Below are 15,298 nucleotides of genomic sequence, written 5' to 3'. Positions count from 1 at the left end.
CCTCACCTCCCCACGAGCGCGGCACGGGCCACGCGGATGAGACGGGTCGCCCGGCGCGGCGGTCGCGAGGCGGCCCGCTCACGCCACCAGAGAGTCAGCCGCCGCCGGGCGGCGGAGTCCTCGGGGCGCCCCTCGATCAGCAGACTCTCGGCGAAGTCGAGCGCGTCACGGCGGTATCCGGCGCGCATGGGTGTGTGCGCGGCGTACGCCAGGAACGCCGGGCGGAAGCCCTCGCCGAGGATCTCCGGCAGCTCGGGGGCGACCTTGGCCACGACCCCGGCGCGCTTGGCGGCGAGGGCGCGGCTCTGGACCCGCAGCCGCCGCGGATCGAACCCCTCGGGTACGGGCGTACCGGCGACCAGCGAGGAGAGCAGGGCGGCCTCGCTCAGCGCGAGCCGGCCGCGGGCGGCGTCGGTGTCGCCCGCCTCGCGCTCTTCCGCACCCCTTGCCCCCGCCCCCTTCCGCGGGCGTGGAGACGCGACGGCCGCCGCGGCCGTGATCGTCTCCCGGATCGTGGTGAGTTCACCGGCCAGCTCGGCGGCGGGCGGGAAGTCGTCGTCCCGTTCCAGCAGGACGCCCGGCGGGGCGACCCGGGCGCGCAGCTCGGCCAGTATGTCCAGCACCGGCGCGGTGACCGGGTGCGCGTGGGTGTCGTGCCAGACACCGTCGCGCTCGGTCCCGCCCGCGACATGGACGTACGCGATGGCCTCGACCGGCAGTTCGTCCAGGGCCTTCGCCGGGTCCTCGCCCCGGTTCACCTGGTTGGTGTGCAGATTGGCGACATCGATCAGCAGCCGCACGCCCGTGCGCCCGACCAGCTCCGCGAGGAACTGACCCTCGCTCATCTCCTCGTCCGGCCAGCGGATCAGCGCGGCGATGTTCTCCACGGCGAGCGGCACGGGCAGCGAGTCCTGGGCGATGCGTATGTTCTCGCAGAGCACGCGCAGGGCGTCCCGGGTGCGCGGGACCGGCAGCAGATGACCGGCTTCCAGGACGGGGGACGCGGTCAGCGCCCCGCCGGCCCGTACGAACGCGATGTGTTCGGTGACCAGAGGGGAGCCGAGGGCCTCGGCGCGCTCCGCGAGATCCGCGAGCCGCCGCGCGTCCGGACGGTCCGCTCCGCCGAGGCCGAGCGAGACCCCGTGCGGTACGACGGTCACGCCGCGCTCCCGCAGCCGTACCAGCGAGTCGGGCAGATGGCCGGGGCAGAGATTCTCCGCGACGGCCTCGACCCAGTCGACACCGGACAGCGCCTCGACCGTGTCCGCGATCTCCGGGCGCCAGCCGATGCCGATCCCCAGCTGTGGTGTGTCGTTCATGGCTCCCCCTCCTCGGTGTCCGAGGTGTTCCCCTGTCCGCGACGGGCGCGGTGCAGAGGTGATGACCCCGCGGCGCGCCGGTGAATCCGCAGAGGGGGACGTTCAGAGGATGATTTGAGGTTCCACGGCGGCGCCGGCGCGTACGGGACGGAACGCCGGGGACGGGTTTCTACGGGTCGGTCCCCGGCGCCGGCCGGTCGGTGTTGATCGCCGTCGGGGCGCCCGGCTGGGTGGAGGGCCGGGAGGTGAAGGTGTCATTGCCGCTGGGCGCCAGGGCGTCCGGCGCGGGCGGCAGATTCCCGTTCGGGGGCGGCGGTCCGGTCGGGCTGGCCGTCGTGGTGCCCGCCGCCTCGTTGGCGAGCGCGTCGAAGTCGACCATGCCGGTGGCCTCCAGCATCGTGATGTGGTCCAGGACGGTCTGGTTGGCGTCGCTCGCCAGCTGCCGTATCAGCGTGTTCCTGGTGGTGTGCCGGACCTGCGCGATCAGCGCGAAGACCTTGCCGTGGGCATTGCGCAGCAGATTGGCGAACTTCTGCTCGTACTCCTGGCCGGTGGCCGCCGACAACTCCCTGAGCCAGCCCTGCTGCTGCTCGTTCGGCTGGTTCGGCAGCTCGACCCCGAGCTTCGCCGCGACATCGCGGGCCCGCTTGTCGAGATCGGTGTGGCCGACGACCAGATGGTCACCGCACTCCTTGATCGCCTGGCTGGGTGCGCGCTCGATGGCCTGCTGCCCGGCCGGCAGCTCCCAGAGCCCCGCCAGCCGCACCTTCACCAGGAGATCGCGGTCGGTCGCGGAGAGCGGGCCCCACTGGGTGGCCACACTGGACGCGTTGAGGTTCGCCTGACCAGTGCCGGAGCGGTCGGCGTACGACCAGACGGGGAAGGCCAGGGCCCCGACCGTGACGACCAGTGCCGCGATGATGAGCGCCGTACCGTTGATGCGTCGCAACAATGTGCTGCCTCCCGAACCGAATTCCGACACCGCTGAACCCACCGCCGGCCTGACCGGCTGTTCAACCCGCTTCGCGGTACCGGGAGATACGTACGGCCCGGCCGGAGTGTTCAGCTCCGCAGCGCCGGATGATCAGCGACCACGGTGCAGGAGCCGGGCGCGATCTCCGTGAATCCGGCATCACGGACCACCGGCAGTCCACTGGCGGTGAGTTCGCGCCAGCGCCCCGCGTCGGGGGTACGGACGGCGAGCGGGAAGCCGGCCTCGCGCCAGGCCTTGCGCTCCGTCTCCGACAGCTCCCACCAGGCGAGTTGGGCGCCGTGCCCGGCCTGGGCCATCGCCTTGCCCGCCGACATGTCCAGGCCGGGAGCGATCCAGAGCACGGGCAGCGCCGGGTCCGGTGCGGGCGGCGGCTCGGCGTCGTCCAGTTCGGTGCCGGAGACCTGGAGCTTGGCCAGCTCCTTGGGCCAGCCGTCGAGCGGGACGGGCGGGAAGACGCGTACCTCGGCGGTGGACGCCGTCTCCGTCGTGGGCCCCGCGCCCAGGACCGTGAGCCCGGGGAGCGCGGAGGCGCGGCGCCACTCCGCGCCGCGCGCCCTCCGTACCACCTTGCGGATCCGGGCGTCCTGCCAGTCCCGCATGGCCCGCGCCCACTCGCCCTCGCCCACCGACCGCTCGTCGGAGAGCATCACGAGCACCGCGCGGGCGGCCGTCTCCAGGGCGTCGGTACGGGCGGGCGGCGCGGCCTTCTCGATCCGGACCACCAGCGGCAGTACGAACTGGGGAGCCTCGTCGCGGGAGGTCCCGTCGGGCACGCGGTCACTGCGGTCGCTGATGTCACTGCTCACGGGTCCAGTCTGCCAGCAGCCCCGGTCCTGCTTTCTTGGGCAAACCTTTCTTGGCGGAATGGGTGCGTCCGGGTGAGTATGCACGGCATGAAGAGCGATCTCTTTTCCGCCGAGTACCTGGCGCAGCCGGCCGCCGCCCCCGGGATGACGCTGCAGAACACCAAATCGATCAAGTACGCCGTCCAAGGCGAGATGTACGCACGGCAGGGATCCATGATCGCCTTCCGCGGCAGCCTCCAGTTCGAACGCAAGGGCCAGGGCATAGGGGGACTGCTCAAGCGGGCCGTCACGGGCGAGGGCCTGCCGCTGATGAGCGTCAAGGGCCAGGGCGAGGCGTGGTTCGCGCAGGAGGCCGCCAACTGCTTCATCGTCGATATCGAGCAGGGCGACGCGCTCACCATCAACGGCCGCAATGTGCTCTGTTTCGACCCGACGCTCTCGTACGAGATCAAGACGGTGAAGGGCGCCGGGATGACCGGCGGCGGGCTCTTCAACAGCCTCTTCACCGGCTACGGGAAGCTCGGCGTCATATGCGAGGGCAACCCCATAGTGATCCCCGTCACGGGCCAGGCCCCGGTGTACGTCGACACCGACGCGGTCGTCGGATGGAGCGCGCAGCTCTCCACCTCGCTGCACCGCTCGCAGTCCGTCGGCTCGATGATCCGTGGTGGCTCGGGCGAGGCCGTCCAGCTGATGCTCCAGGGCGACGGCTTCGTCATCGTCCGGCCGAGCGAGGCCACCCCGCAGAAGGCCGCCGCGCACTGACCGGGGCTGAGTACGCTCGCGGTATGGCGGACGAAGCGGTGGAAGAAGCAGGGGAAGAGGCGGCGGACGGGGTCGCGTACGCGGACTGCGTGCTGTGCGCGGAACCGACCGAGTACCCGGAGACGGTCAAGGGAGCGACGCTCTGTCCCGTCTGCGAGTGGCAGGAGGCCCAGCGGACGGCGTGCTCGGGCTGACCGCCGTCCCGCCGCCCCTCGGGCCGCGCCCGGTCAGTGGCTCATCAGCTCCGAGACCTTGACGAACCGGTAGCCCTGCTTCCGCAGCTCGGGGACGATCTGCTGTACGGCGTCCTCCGTCACCGGCGCCGCGCTGCGCGTGCAGTGCATCACCACCAGCGACCCGGGCTTCACGCCCTCCAGCACCTGCTGCGCGACCGCCTCCGCGTCCGTGGCGAAGGCGTCGCCGCTCACGACGTCCCACTGGACCGCGGTCACCTTCGAGGGCGCCAGAGCCCGGAGCGCCGCGTCGTCGTAGCAGCCGCCGGGGAAGCGGAAGTACGGCACCACATTGCGCGCCCCGGCCTCGTCGAACGCGGTGAAGGCCCGCTGCACGTCCTCGTTCATCTTGGTCTCGCCGACCCGTGGCAACCCGTAGCAGTCGGCCGTGAAGGCGTAGTGGCTGTAGGAGTGGTTGGCGATCTCGAAGAGCGGGTCCTCGCCGATCGCCTTCGCCTGCGTCGGGTACTCCTCGGCCCAGCGGCCCGTCATGAAGACCGTCGAGGGCACCTCCAGCCGGCGCAGCAGGGCGATCAGCGAAGGGTTGTCGAACCGCTCGCCGCGCGCCGCGCGCGTGCCCTGATCCGCCGTCATATCGGCGTCGAAGGTGAGCGCCACGGTCTTGCCGGCGGCCGGGTTCCCGCGCTTGAAGACCGGGGTCAGCCCGCCGGGGCCGGGGGCCAGGGTCGGCGGCCCCTTCACTGCCCCGGGACTGGACGTCGCGGCGGCGCGCGCGGCGGAGGAGCCGGAGGTCACGGCCTTGCCGGCGCCGTCCGCGCAACCGGCGAGGGTGGCGCCCAGGACGGCGACGGCGGCGGTGGTGGTGGCGAGAATACGTACATATGTGGTCACTCACGGAAAATATATGATGATCCACCTGGAACGGTCGCACGGCACTCGCCCAGGCCGAAGTCGCCCCGTACGCTCACGCCCGGAATCAGCCCGTCGCCAGCAGCAGCCGGCGGCTCTCCTCGACGTCGAAGTCGGCCTCCGGATACGCCGGGTCCAGCGCCTCCAGATGCTCCAGCAACAGCGTGCTGATCGCCCAGTTGCGGTACCACTTGCGGTCCGCGGGGACCAGGTACCAGGGGGCCGCCGACGTCGAGCAGCGGTGCAGGGCGAGCTCGTAGGCCTCCTGGTAGGCGGGCCACAGCGCGCGGTCCTCGATATCGGACGGGCTGAACTTCCAGTGCTTGTCCGGGTTGTCGAGCCGGGCCAGGAGACGGTCGCGCTGCTCCTCGTGGCCGAGGTGGAGGAAGACCTTCACGAGCGTCACGCCGTTGTCGGCGAGCCCCTGTTCGAAGCGGTTGATCTGGCCGTAGCGGCGGCCCAGATCGCGGCGGGGGACCAGTTCGCGTACGCGGGTGATCAGGACGTCCTCGTACTGCGAACGGTCGAAGATCCCGATCTCGCCCGGCTCGGGCAGCGCCCGTCTGACGCGCCACAGGAAGGGGTGGCTCCGCTCCTCCGGGGTCGGGGTCTTGAAGGCCCTGATCCGGCAGCCCGCCGGGTTGAAATGGCCGATCACATGCTTGATCGTGCCGCCCTTGCCACTGGTGTCCATGCCCTGGAGGATCAGCAGCACCCGGCGGCCGCCGCCCGCCGTGCTGGCCGCGTACAGCCGTTCCTGGAGACCGGCCAGACGTTGCGCCAGCGGAGGGACGGCCGCGAGCGCCGCCGCCTTGTCCGCCGGGCCGCCCGGGGTGGCCCGGGAGTCGTACGAAGCGAGGTCGACGGGCTCGCCCTCGGGGATGCGCAGCAGCTCACGGAGGGCCGGTGGTGGCTGTTTCCGCCTTCCGGCTTTCCTGTCCTTCTTGGCCACTGCGCACCCCTTAGGTCGGCTCCTTAGAGAGTGCGTCGGATCGGCGCGTTCTGCGACCGCTGACGCCGCCGGGGACTACTCCCAGGGGCCGGTCACCGCGAACGTGGTCCCCGGCGTATAGCAGTTCACGTACATCGTCGCGCCGTCCGGCGAGAAGGTGACGCCCGCGAACTCGCCCCACTCGGGCTCCTCCGGGGTGCCGCCCGCCGCGGCAGCGGCTGATGTGAGGGCCTGGGCGCCCCTGGCCAGTGCGTACACCTCGCCCCCGCGGGTCACGCCGAACACATGCTGGGCGCCCCCGCCGTCCTCACACACCATCAGGCCGCCGCTCGGCGCGAGGCAGATGTTGTCGGGGGACTCGCCGGGCAGCTGGATATCGGTGTCGGGGCCGAAGACGATCACCAGCGTGAGCCGGCGCCGCTTCGGCTCGTACTTCCACACCTGCCCGTAGTGATCCGCCGCCGAGCCCTCCGCGCTGCGCGCGAAGCTCGACACGAAGTAGACCGCGCGCTCGCCCCAGTAGCAGCCCTCCAGCTTCTGCGCGTGGGTGATGCCCCGGGGGCCGAAGTCCTGGAGCCGGATCGGGGTCTCCCGCGCCAGTGGGTCGGGTACGGGGACCCACTCCACCCGGTCGAAGGACGTGCCCGGTTCCTGGACGGCCGACAGATCAGGCACCCCCGGCACCCGCATGGCCTCCAGGGCGCCGCCCGCGCGCAGTGATCCGGTCCCGCCGTGCGGCTTCTGGGGCAGGAAACGGTAGAAGAGCCCGAACGGACGGTCGAACGCGTCCTCCGTCTCGTACACGATGCCCGTGCCGGGATCGATCGCGATCGCCTCGTGCTGGAAGCGGCCCATGGCGGTCAGCGGTACGGCGCCGGTACGGCGCGGATCGGCGCCGTCGACCTCGAAGATGAAGCCGTGGTCCTTGGTGTAGCCGTTGGTGCCGGCTCTGTCCTCGGTCTCCTCGCAGGTGAGCCAGGTGCCCCAAGGGGTGGGGCCGCCCGCGCAGTTGACGGCGGTTCCGGCGATGGCGACGCGTTCGCCGAGTACGTTGTTGCGGCCGTCCAGCTCCAGCGCCGTACAGCCGCCCTTGCCCATCGGGTCGTAGGTGAGGCCGGGCACGGCGGGGACGGGGATCGGGGCGGTGGCGCGGTTCTCGTGGTTGCGGACCAGGTGTACGCGGCCCCGGCGGCCCGGGAGGGCGGCCATGCCGTCGTGGTTGCTGGGGACCCGGCCCTCGCCGGAGCGCAGCGGATCGCCCTCCCTGGAGAGGACCTTGTAGCGGAACCCCCGGGGAAGATCGAGCAGGCCGTCCGGGTCGGTGACCAGCGGACCGTAGCCGCGGCGGCCGAGTCCCTGGGCGGCGGCGGTGCCGGAGAAGAGCTCGGAGACGGCTCCGCTGAAGGTGATACCCGCGGCGATGGCGCCGGTGCGGGCGAGGATCTGACGCCGTGTTGCTGACATGAGGCAACTCCCTGTTGGCGGACAGGAGACGTGACCCGCATGTGTGTAGCACGTGTGGTGTGACCACGTGAACCATGCGGGTCACCAGGGCGCGTTGCGAAAGTAGCGCCGTCCGCCCGCAGGGCGGGGCTCGCGGCGTCCGGTGCGTGTGATTGCAAGGCGGAGGATCGTCCTCGTACTGGACGTACTTGGACGACTCCGACAACGCGGCGAGCGCGCGTGCCGGGCGTCGCGGGCCAGGCGGGACTTTCGCAACACGCCCGAGCCTCGGGTGTCGCGTCAGACCAGCGACGCGCTCAGCGTGATGGTCGTGCCGGTGAGCGCCTGGCTGACCGGGCAGTTCACCTTGGCGTCCTCGGCCGCCTTCTCGAAGTCCGCGGCGTCCATACCCGGGACCTCGCCCTGAACGGTGAGGTGGATACCGGTGATGCCGGTGCCGGGCTGGAAGGTGACATCGGCCTGGGTGGTCAGCCTGGTCGGCGGCGTGCCGGCCTTCGCGAGACCGTTGGAGAGCGCCATCGAGAAGCAGCTGGAGTGGGCCGCGGCGATCAGCTCCTCCGGGCTGGTCTTGCCGTTCGCCGCCTCCGCGCGGGAGGGCCAGGAGACTGCCTGGTCGGCGATGCCGGAGGAGTCGAAGGTGACGGTGCCCGTGCCCTGGAGGAGGTTGCCCTCCCAGACCGTGTGCGCCTGGCGCGTGGTGGCCATGGTGGAACCCTTCTGCTTGGTTCGTGGTGATACGGGTGTGAGTACAGCGGTGTGATGACGCGAGGTGTTACGGCTTTGAGGTTAAGCGGCGTTACGGACTTACGGAGTTACGGCACCGAACCTACTGGGCGACCAGCCCCTTCGCGTCCCGCGCCAGGGCCGTCAGCCGCGAGATCGCCCGGAAGTATTTCTTCCGGTAGCCGCCGTTCAGCATCTCTTCGCTGAACAGCCGGTCGAAGGGGAGCCCGGAGGCGAGCACCGGCACCTCCCGGTCGTACAGCCGGTCCGCGAGGACGACGAGCCGCAGCGCGGTCGACTGATCGGGCACCGGCGCGACATCCGTGAGGCAGACGGCCCGCACCCCGTCCGTGAGCGCTCCGTACCGGCTCGGATGGACCCGGGAGAGATGTTCGAGCAGCCCGGGGAAGTCGTCGAGGCTGGCGCCCTCGGTCGCGTACGCGGCCCTGGTCACCTGTTCGTCGGAGTACGGAGCGGGAGCCGCGGGCAGTCCGCGGTGCCGGTAGTCCTCGCCGTCGATGCGCAGCGGGCGGAACCGCGCCGACAGGCCCTGGATCTCCCGGAGGAAGTCGACGGCGGCGAACCGGCCCTCGCCGAGCTTGCCCGGGAGGGTGTTCGAGGTCGCGGCGAGGGCCACTCCCGCGTCGACGAGCTTGCCGAGCAGGGTGGAGACGAGGACGGTGTCGCCCGGATCGTCCAGCTCGAATTCGTCGATGCAGAGCAGCCGATGCCCGCTGAGCGTCCGTACGGTCTCCTGGAAGCCCAGCGCGCCGACCAGGTTCGTCAGCTCCACAAACGTGCCGAAAGCTTTCTGCCCCGGCGCGGCCGGAGTGGCGTGCCAGAGGGACGCCAGCAGATGTGTCTTGCCGACGCCGTAGCCGCCGTCCAGATAGACACCGCGCGGACCGGTGGGCGCCGCGGGCTTTCTGGCGAACCAGCGCCGCTTTCCGTGTCCGCCGCCGGCCGGATGCGCTCCGCCCAGCCCCGCCGCGAACGTGCTCAGGACCGAGACCGCCTCGGTCTGGCTGGGCTGCTGGGGGTCGGGTACGTACGTGTCGAACCGTACGGAGTCGAAGCGCGGCGGCGGCACCATCTCCGCGACCAGCCGGTCGGCGGGGACGCGTGGCTCACGTGCGCGGAGGGAGAGCGGGGCCGCTTCGGTTATCGACTGACGGCCGGACGCCGCGGTGGAGGACGACACAGTTCGTAACTCTATGCGCCATGCCAGACTGCTTCGCATGCGACGCCTGTTCCCTGTGACCGATCAGACACACTCCGCCGCGGCTTCCGGAGGGGATTCAGCGGTTGTGTCCGGCACGGACCGTGACTGGACGCTCGACGAGCTGGCGGACGCCTACGCGTACCCCCGCGCCGCCGGCACCGGCGGCATCGCACGGCCCTGGCTGCGCGCCAACATGGTGTCCACGCTGGACGGCGCCGCCCACCACGAGGGCCGTTCGCAGTCCATCTCCTCCGCCGCCGATATGCGGATCTTCGGCACCCTGCGGGCGCTCGCCGACGCGGTGGTGGTGGGCGCGGAAACGGTTCGCCTGGAGGAGTACGGGCCGGCCCGCGCCCGCGACGCCTTCGCGGCGCGCCGGGCGGCGGCCGGTCAGGCGCCCGCGCCGGTGATCGCCGTGGTCAGCGCGAGTCTGGCGCTGGACTTCTCGCTGCCGCTGTTCACCGCCCCCGTCGTCCCGACGCTCATTCTCACCGGCGCCGCGGCGCCTCCGGAGCGGATCCTCGCCGCGGAGAAGGCGGGCGTGGGGGTGGTGATCGCCGGGGACGGCCCCGGGGCGGACCCGGAGCGGGTCGTACACGCCCTGGCGGAGCGCGGACTGGTCCGGCTGCTCACCGAGGGCGGACCGAGGCTGCTCGGACAGTTCGTGGCGGCGGGGGTGCTGGACGAACTCTGTCTGACCGTGTCTCCGATGCTCACTTCGGGGTACGCGCAGCGCATCGCGGGCGGGCCGGCTCCCGCCGTGCCCGAACGGTTCGCCCTGGCGTCGCTGCTGGAGCAGGACGGGTTCCTCTTCACCCGGTACCGGCGCGTCTGAACCACCCGGCACCCGCGTGTCTGACAATCAGCGGAATTTGCCGTTCCGGTTAGCTTCCGCTGGGCAGACTTACTGTCACAGACCCCGTGCGGGCACGGGGAAGGATGGTTTCAGCAGTGGGCCGCACGGCCCTGGAAGAAGAGGGGCACCTGTCGTGTTCACAAGCGTATTGATGATCGAGAAGCCCCTGTCGCGGGAGGACGTGGAGTTCGTCACCACCCTCCACGGCGACGAGGAGATCTCGTTCGTGGTGCTCATGCAGCCGCGCGGCGACCAGGCGGATCTGCTGCTGCGCGCCATCGACGACATCGCGATCGGCGAACTGCGGGACGCGGCCAGGGAGGACGAGGTGCCGGAGGGCGAGGAAGCCAGACAGCCCGCCGAACTCGCTCTCGAACACTCGCTGGCTGCGCTGCGCGGCCAGGGATCCGCGGCCACCGGCCAGGTCGTGGAGGAGCATCCGCTCGACCGGCTCAAGGAGGTCGTGGACGAAGCCGGGGCCGATGAGGTGATCGTCCTCACCGAGCCGCACTACGTGGAGGAGTTCTTCCACCGCGACTGGGCGTCCCGGGCGCGCCACAAGGTCGGCGTACCGGTGCTCAAACTCTTCGCGCACAGCGAATAAGCTGGGGTCCGCTACAGCTGCACGCTGTACCCCGCCTGCACCTTGGGAGAGAACACGTATGGCACCGGCACCCGGTATCCCCGCAGCCATGGAACGGCCGCACTTCATCGGTATCGGCGGCGCCGGAATGTCGGGTATCGCCAAGATCCTCGCCCAGCGCGGCGCCAAGGTCGCGGGCAGTGACGCGAAGGAGTCGGAGACCGCCGAGGCGCTGCGGGCGCTGGGGGCCACCGTGCATATCGGCCATGCCGCGGAGCACCTCGCGGACGACGCCTCGTGCGTGGTCGTCTCCAGCGCGATCCGGGCCGACAACCCCGAGCTGGCCCGGGCCGCCGAGCTCTCCGTACCCGTCGTGCACCGCTCCGACGCGCTGGCCTCGCTGATGGGCGGGCTGCGCGCGATCGCCGTCGCGGGCACCCACGGCAAGACCACCACGACCTCCATGCTGGCCGTCGCCCTCACCGAACTGGGCCTCGACCCCTCGTACGCCATCGGCGGCGACCTCGCGGGGCCCGGCACGAACGCCCGGCACGGCGCGGGCGAGATCTTCGTCGCCGAGGCGGACGAGAGCGACCGCAGCTTCCAGAAGTACGACCCCGAGGTCGCGATCGTCCTCAATGTCGAGCTGGACCACCATGCGAACTACGCGTCGATGGACGAGATCTACGAGTCGTTCGAGGCGTTCACCGGCAAGATCGTCCCCGGTGGCACGCTGGTGATCGCCGCCGACCAGCCCGGCGCCGTCGAGCTGGCCTCCCGGGTCCGGGGTCTCAGCACGATCGAGGTCGTCACCTACGGGGAGGCCGAGGGCGCCGACGTACGCGTCCACAAGGTCACCGCACGCGGTCTGACCAGCGAGGTCACCGTCCTGCTCGACGGCCGCTTCCTGACCTTCACCGTCTCGGTCCCCGGCCGGCACTATGCCCACAACGCGGTCGCCGCCCTCGCCGCCGGTATCGCCCTCGGTATCCCGGCGCACAATCTGGCCTCGGCCCTCGGCACGTACACCGGGGTCAAGCGCCGCCTCCAGCTCAAGGGCGAGGCCGCGGGCGTGCAGGTGATCGACTCGTACGCGCACCACCCCACCGAGATGACCGCCGACCTGGAGGCGATGCGGGCTGCGGCGGCCCCCGGCTCCCGGCTGCTGGTGGTGTTCCAGCCGCATCTGTTCTCCCGTACGCAGGAGCTGGCCACGGAGATGGGCCAGGCCCTGGCCCTCGCCGACGCCTCGCTGGTGCTGGACATCTACCCGGCCCGCGAGGACCCGCTGCCCGGTGTCACCAGCGCCCTGATCACCGACGCGGCCGAGGAGGCGGGCGCCACCGTCACCGCCGTCCACGACAAGGGAGCCGTCCCCGACGCGGTCGCGGGAATGGCACGCCCCGGTGATCTCGTTCTCACCATGGGCGCGGGCGATGTCACGGACCTCGGTCCCGACATCCTGGCCCGGCTGGGGGACTGAGCCCGCCGGGCAGCCGGGCCCGTCCGACCGACTGAGGAGAGCGCATGCCGTACGACATCGACAAGCCGGACGAGCAGTGGCGCGCGGAGCTGACCGACGCGGAGTACCAGGTACTCCGCAAGGCCGGCACCGAGCCCGCCTTCACCGGCGAATACACGGACACCAAGACGACCGGCGTCTACTCCTGCCGCGCGTGCGGCGCCGATCTCTTCCGTTCCGACACGAAGTTCGAGTCGCACTGCGGCTGGCCGTCCTTCTACGACCCGAAGGACACGGACGCGGTCGAGCTGATCGAGGACCGCTCCCACGGCATGGTCCGGGTCGAGGTCCGCTGCGCACGCTGCGGCTCGCACCTCGGCCATGTCTTCGAGGGCGAGGGCTACCCGACCCCGACGGACCAGCGGTACTGCATCAACAGCATCTCGCTGCGGCTGGCCCCGGACGAGAGCTGACCTGTCCGAGGCACGGTGTGGACGGCCCTGCTAACGGGGCCGTCCGAGGCCGCCGAAGCGGCGGCTCAGCCGGCTGAGGGCCCCCGGGCGGTTCCAGGCCCTGAACTCCTCCGCGCGGTGAAGCCCGGCCCGCTCAAGGCAGCGCTCGACGGAGGCGGTGTCCTCCTCGGAGAGCGCGCGCACGGCCGGGCGCAGCACCTTGTCGAGCAGTGAGGTACGGGTCCTGTCCCATGCCCGGTTCGCGCCGGGGAGGGAGCTCCACGCGATGAAGCAGTCGGCCGCGTAGGCCGGGGCGGTACGCAGCCGGTCGCGTACCCGCTCCTCCTGGGCGGCGGTCGCGTACGCGGTGAGCAGTTCCGGCTCGCCGCAGTGGATCAGGGCGTACAGCTCGCCCTCCGGCCGCTCCTCGGAGAGCAGCCGGCGCGTCAGGGTCCCGAACACCCGGGCCAGTACGGCCGGTTCCACCGGCTCCGCCTCCGCGCGCAGCGCGAGCACCCGCTCGGTCCACGGGGGTCCGGCCCGGCCCGCGCCGATCTCGCCGGCGAACTCCAGGAGCAGCAGGGCGCCCCGTACGCGCGGCTCCAGCTCGTCGGGGAAGCAGCGCAGCAGATCGTGGGCGAGCGCGGCGGCGTCCGCGTCGTCGACGCCGGTGTCGGTGGGGGCGGTGCCGGCGGGGGTGTCGAGCGCGGCCCGTACCAGCGTGCGCCAGGTGCCCGCGGCGCGGTGCGCGTCGGAACCCGTCTCGCTGAGCAGCCGCCGCGCCTCGCCCGGGGCCGGCGCCCCGCCGTCCCACACCAGCCGTACGGCCGTCCGCAGCACCAGCGGATCGGTGAACGGCGAAACCCCGCAGGCGCGCAGCGCGGCATGCAGCGCCGCGAGGCCGTCGCCGCCTCCGGCGGCCGGTGTCCAGGGCGCACCGGCGCACATCCGCAGATGCGGCAGGGCCTGGACCCCCGTGAGAGCCAGGGACGTACGGCCGAGCAGCCGGACGGCGGCGGGCGGATCCTCGGCGGCGAGGGCGTCCAGCGCGCTGAGCAGCGCGGTGCGCAGCTCGAAATGCTCCTCCAGGACGGTGAGCAGCCCCGGGGTGTCGGCGGCCTCCGGGTCGGCGAGCAGGGAGCGGGCCAGCCGGCGGGCGAGACCGGGCAGCAGATCCGTACAGTCCACCCCGAGCACATCGGCGACGCGCAGCAGCTCCACCGGCCGGGTGATGCCGGGTCCGGAGTCCGCGACGCCCGCGCGCAGTTCGAGCGCGAGCCCGGCGGCGAGCCGCTGTCCGAGGTCTTCGGGGAGCGCGGTGAACAGCCGTGTCAGCGCGGCGAATTCGGCCGCCGTCCGGTCCTCTGCGCCCGCCTGGAACGCCTCGACGAGCCGGTGCAGCCGGGCCTCGCCCAGGGCCCGCGCATGCGTCTGCGCCCAGCCGGCCGCCGCCGTACGGCCGTCGGGGCCCGGCGCGAGATCCGCGCAGAGCGCCACGACGGCCAGGGCGCCGGGGGAGAAGACGCCGCCCGGCAGCGCCGCCGCCTCCGCGAACAGCTCGGGGGCCCGGCCCAGCCAGACGCGCGCGGCGATCCCGGCCCAGATGTCCGTCGATGTGCGCTCGGCGGGTACGGGGGCGGTGCAGTCGTGCACCCGGCAGCGGTGGTCGAACCCGTCCGGCTCCGGCGCGTCCCCGGGCAGTACGCCGACGATCCGCTGCCGGGCGTCGCGCGGCCGGCGCGTATAGGTGGTGAAGGTCAGCAGGTCGGCGCGGTCGCGCGGCAGTACGGCGCAGGCCAGCGCGATCCACAGCGCCACATCGGCGCTGTCCCGCTCCACGAGGACGATCCGCGCCGCCCGGTCCGCGTCCCGGGGCCCGGGCGCCTCCTCGGTCAGCTCGCGCAGACTGGCCAGGAAGCCGGGGAGCCAGGGGCCGCGCGAGGCGGCGAATCCGACCAGCGCCTCCCGGCCGAGGAGACCCGACGGGGGAAGCGCCTCCAGCTGCGCCGGGGACCCGCCGACTGGGGCGGCGGAGGCCCATCGCGAGGAGTTCCAGGCGGAGATGGGCAGCCCTCCGCCGGGCAGGCCCGCGTCCCCCGGGAGCAGCACGGCGTGGGTGTGGGAGCCGGCCGGGCCGCCGCCGTTCGCGCCCGTACGGACCGCGCGGGCGAGCAGACGCGTACCGTCGGAGAGCAGGGTGTGGCTGAACGCCTGGGGAAACGCGGCGAGTTCGGCGGCGCCGGGGTGTTCGGGGGCATCGCGCGGCGGCTCGTACCCGAGCAGCGGCTCGGCCTCGTTGAGCAGCGACCGCGGTATGCCCGGGGTGACCGCAGTGAACCGGGAGCCCGGTCCGTCCGGTCCGTCGGGCCCATCGGGTCCGTCCGGTCCCTGCGGGGCCGAGGTGTAGTGCAGCTGCGCCAGGCTCATGCGCCGGCCCCCTTCGTTCCTTGCGTGCCCCGGCCATCAACCCGGCTCGGGCGGCGTCGAGTTCGGCAGCACGAAGGTACCGTCCGGCGAGGGGCTCGCGCGCACGGACCCCCGGTCCCGCACGGGCGGAGACAGGGAATCACACCCGCGTTCGCGGGGGTTCGCACAGG

15 protein-coding genes are annotated in these 15,298 nt (G+C 72.2%); 6 read left to right on the top strand and 9 right to left on the bottom strand.

All coding sequences use genetic code 11. The features are described 5' to 3' along the window. Nucleotides 1-2: 2 nt before the first annotated feature. The 3 genes from IF11_RS0107855 to IF11_RS0107845 form a co-directional block, all read right to left on the bottom strand. Entirely contained in the window at nt 3-1,319 is a 1,317-nt protein-coding gene (locus IF11_RS0107855) for an MbnB/TglH/ChrH family RiPP precursor modification enzyme (protein ID WP_030350731.1), read from the bottom strand. Nucleotides 1,320-1,488: 169 nt separating this feature from the next. After that, complete coding sequence (locus IF11_RS0107850) at nt 1,489-2,268, bottom strand: DUF4142 domain-containing protein (protein ID WP_206300759.1); 780 nt, start codon at nt 2,266-2,268, stop codon at nt 1,489-1,491. A gap of 113 nt (nt 2,269-2,381) precedes the next feature. After that, nucleotides 2,382-3,119: a peptidyl-tRNA hydrolase gene (locus IF11_RS0107845; RefSeq protein ID WP_030350729.1), complete on the bottom strand. Its 738-nt coding sequence runs from the start codon at nt 3,117-3,119 to the stop codon at nt 2,382-2,384. Between the two features lie 87 nt (nt 3,120-3,206). Between IF11_RS0107845 and IF11_RS0107840 the strand changes: the two genes are divergently transcribed. Beyond that, nucleotides 3,207-3,884: an AIM24 family protein gene (locus IF11_RS0107840; protein ID WP_030350728.1), complete on the top strand. Its 678-nt coding sequence runs from the start codon at nt 3,207-3,209 to the stop codon at nt 3,882-3,884. Nucleotides 3,885-3,907: 23 nt separating this feature from the next. Further along, a complete protein-coding gene (locus tag IF11_RS41235; protein ID WP_165840709.1) occupies nt 3,908-4,078 on the top strand; it encodes a hypothetical protein in 171 nt (56 codons plus the stop codon). Between the two features lie 33 nt (nt 4,079-4,111). Here the strand turns inward: IF11_RS41235 and IF11_RS0107830 are convergent, their stop codons facing one another. The 5 genes from IF11_RS0107830 to zapE all read right to left on the bottom strand — a co-directional run bounded on the left by IF11_RS0107830 (nt 4,112) and on the right by zapE (nt 9,327). After that, nucleotides 4,112-4,969 carry a polysaccharide deacetylase family protein gene (locus IF11_RS0107830; protein WP_078490526.1) on the bottom strand — a complete coding sequence of 286 codons (858 nt, stop codon included), beginning with the start codon at nt 4,967-4,969 and terminating at the stop codon, nt 4,112-4,114. Nucleotides 4,970-5,054: 85 nt separating this feature from the next. After that, nucleotides 5,055-5,939, bottom strand: coding sequence for a PPK2 family polyphosphate kinase (locus tag IF11_RS0107825; RefSeq protein ID WP_030350726.1), 885 nt, complete (start codon nt 5,937-5,939; stop codon nt 5,055-5,057). A 75-nt stretch (nt 5,940-6,014) separates the two neighbouring features. Continuing rightward, complete coding sequence (locus IF11_RS0107820; RefSeq protein WP_030350725.1) at nt 6,015-7,403, bottom strand: alkaline phosphatase PhoX; 1,389 nt, start codon at nt 7,401-7,403, stop codon at nt 6,015-6,017. A gap of 279 nt (nt 7,404-7,682) precedes the next feature. After that, nucleotides 7,683-8,108 carry an OsmC family protein gene (locus IF11_RS0107815; protein ID WP_030350724.1) on the bottom strand — a complete coding sequence of 142 codons (426 nt, stop codon included), beginning with the start codon at nt 8,106-8,108 and terminating at the stop codon, nt 7,683-7,685. Nucleotides 8,109-8,229: 121 nt separating this feature from the next. Further along, nucleotides 8,230-9,327, bottom strand: a complete 1,098-nt coding sequence (gene zapE / locus IF11_RS0107810; RefSeq protein ID WP_030350723.1) for a cell division protein ZapE — start codon at nt 9,325-9,327, stop codon at nt 8,230-8,232. Nucleotides 9,328-9,364: 37 nt separating this feature from the next. Between zapE and IF11_RS0107805 the strand changes: the two genes are divergently transcribed. The 4 genes from IF11_RS0107805 (at nt 9,365) to msrB (ending at nt 12,722) form a co-directional block, all read left to right on the top strand. After that, a complete protein-coding gene (locus IF11_RS0107805) occupies nt 9,365-10,183 on the top strand; it encodes a pyrimidine reductase family protein (protein WP_030350722.1) in 819 nt (272 codons plus the stop codon). 172 nt (nt 10,184-10,355) lie between these two features. Then, nucleotides 10,356-10,808, top strand: coding sequence for a hypothetical protein (locus IF11_RS0107800; protein WP_030350721.1), 453 nt, complete (start codon nt 10,356-10,358; stop codon nt 10,806-10,808). Between the two features lie 58 nt (nt 10,809-10,866). Continuing rightward, entirely contained in the window at nt 10,867-12,270 is a 1,404-nt protein-coding gene (gene murC / locus IF11_RS0107795; RefSeq protein ID WP_030350720.1) for a UDP-N-acetylmuramate--L-alanine ligase, read from the top strand. A gap of 44 nt (nt 12,271-12,314) precedes the next feature. Then, the gene (gene msrB / locus IF11_RS0107790) at nt 12,315-12,722 is read left to right on the top strand and encodes a peptide-methionine (R)-S-oxide reductase MsrB (RefSeq protein WP_030350719.1); all 408 of its coding nucleotides are present in this window, start codon (nt 12,315-12,317) and stop codon (nt 12,720-12,722) included. Between the two features lie 30 nt (nt 12,723-12,752). On the opposite strand, the gene IF11_RS0107785 is transcribed toward msrB, so the two are convergent. Continuing rightward, a complete protein-coding gene (locus IF11_RS0107785) occupies nt 12,753-15,128 on the bottom strand; it encodes a GTPase-associated protein 1-related protein (protein ID WP_030350718.1) in 2,376 nt (791 codons plus the stop codon). Nucleotides 15,129-15,298: the final 170 nt, after the last annotated feature.

This window comes from Streptomyces scopuliridis RB72 (assembly GCF_000718095.1).
Taxonomy (GTDB): Bacteria; Actinomycetota; Actinomycetes; order Streptomycetales; family Streptomycetaceae; genus Streptomyces; species Streptomyces scopuliridis.
Note: the sequence above shows the minus strand (reverse complement) of the source record. Positions and strands in the feature narration are given on the sequence as shown.

What these genes read in the sequence shown, in the direction of transcription:
- IF11_RS0107855 (WP_030350731.1), bottom strand. Translation starts at nt 1,319, where the DNA reads ATGAACGACACACCACAGCTGGGGATCGGCATCGGCTGGCGCCCGGAG.
- IF11_RS0107840 (WP_030350728.1), top strand. Translation starts at nt 3,207, where the DNA reads ATGAAGAGCGATCTCTTTTCCGCCGAGTACCTGGCGCAGCCGGCCGCC.
- IF11_RS41235 (WP_165840709.1), top strand. Translation starts at nt 3,908, where the DNA reads ATGGCGGACGAAGCGGTGGAAGAAGCAGGGGAAGAGGCGGCGGACGGG.
- IF11_RS0107820 (WP_030350725.1), bottom strand. Translation starts at nt 7,403, where the DNA reads ATGTCAGCAACACGGCGTCAGATCCTCGCCCGCACCGGCGCCATCGCC.
- IF11_RS0107815 (WP_030350724.1), bottom strand. Translation starts at nt 8,108, where the DNA reads ATGGCCACCACGCGCCAGGCGCACACGGTCTGGGAGGGCAACCTCCTC.
- IF11_RS0107805 (WP_030350722.1), top strand. Translation starts at nt 9,365, where the DNA reads ATGCGACGCCTGTTCCCTGTGACCGATCAGACACACTCCGCCGCGGCT.
- IF11_RS0107800 (WP_030350721.1), top strand. Translation starts at nt 10,356, where the DNA reads ATGATCGAGAAGCCCCTGTCGCGGGAGGACGTGGAGTTCGTCACCACC.
- murC (WP_030350720.1), top strand. Translation starts at nt 10,867, where the DNA reads ATGGCACCGGCACCCGGTATCCCCGCAGCCATGGAACGGCCGCACTTC.
- msrB (WP_030350719.1), top strand. Translation starts at nt 12,315, where the DNA reads ATGCCGTACGACATCGACAAGCCGGACGAGCAGTGGCGCGCGGAGCTG.
- IF11_RS0107785 (WP_030350718.1), bottom strand. Translation starts at nt 15,128, where the DNA reads ATGAGCCTGGCGCAGCTGCACTACACCTCGGCCCCGCAGGGACCGGAC.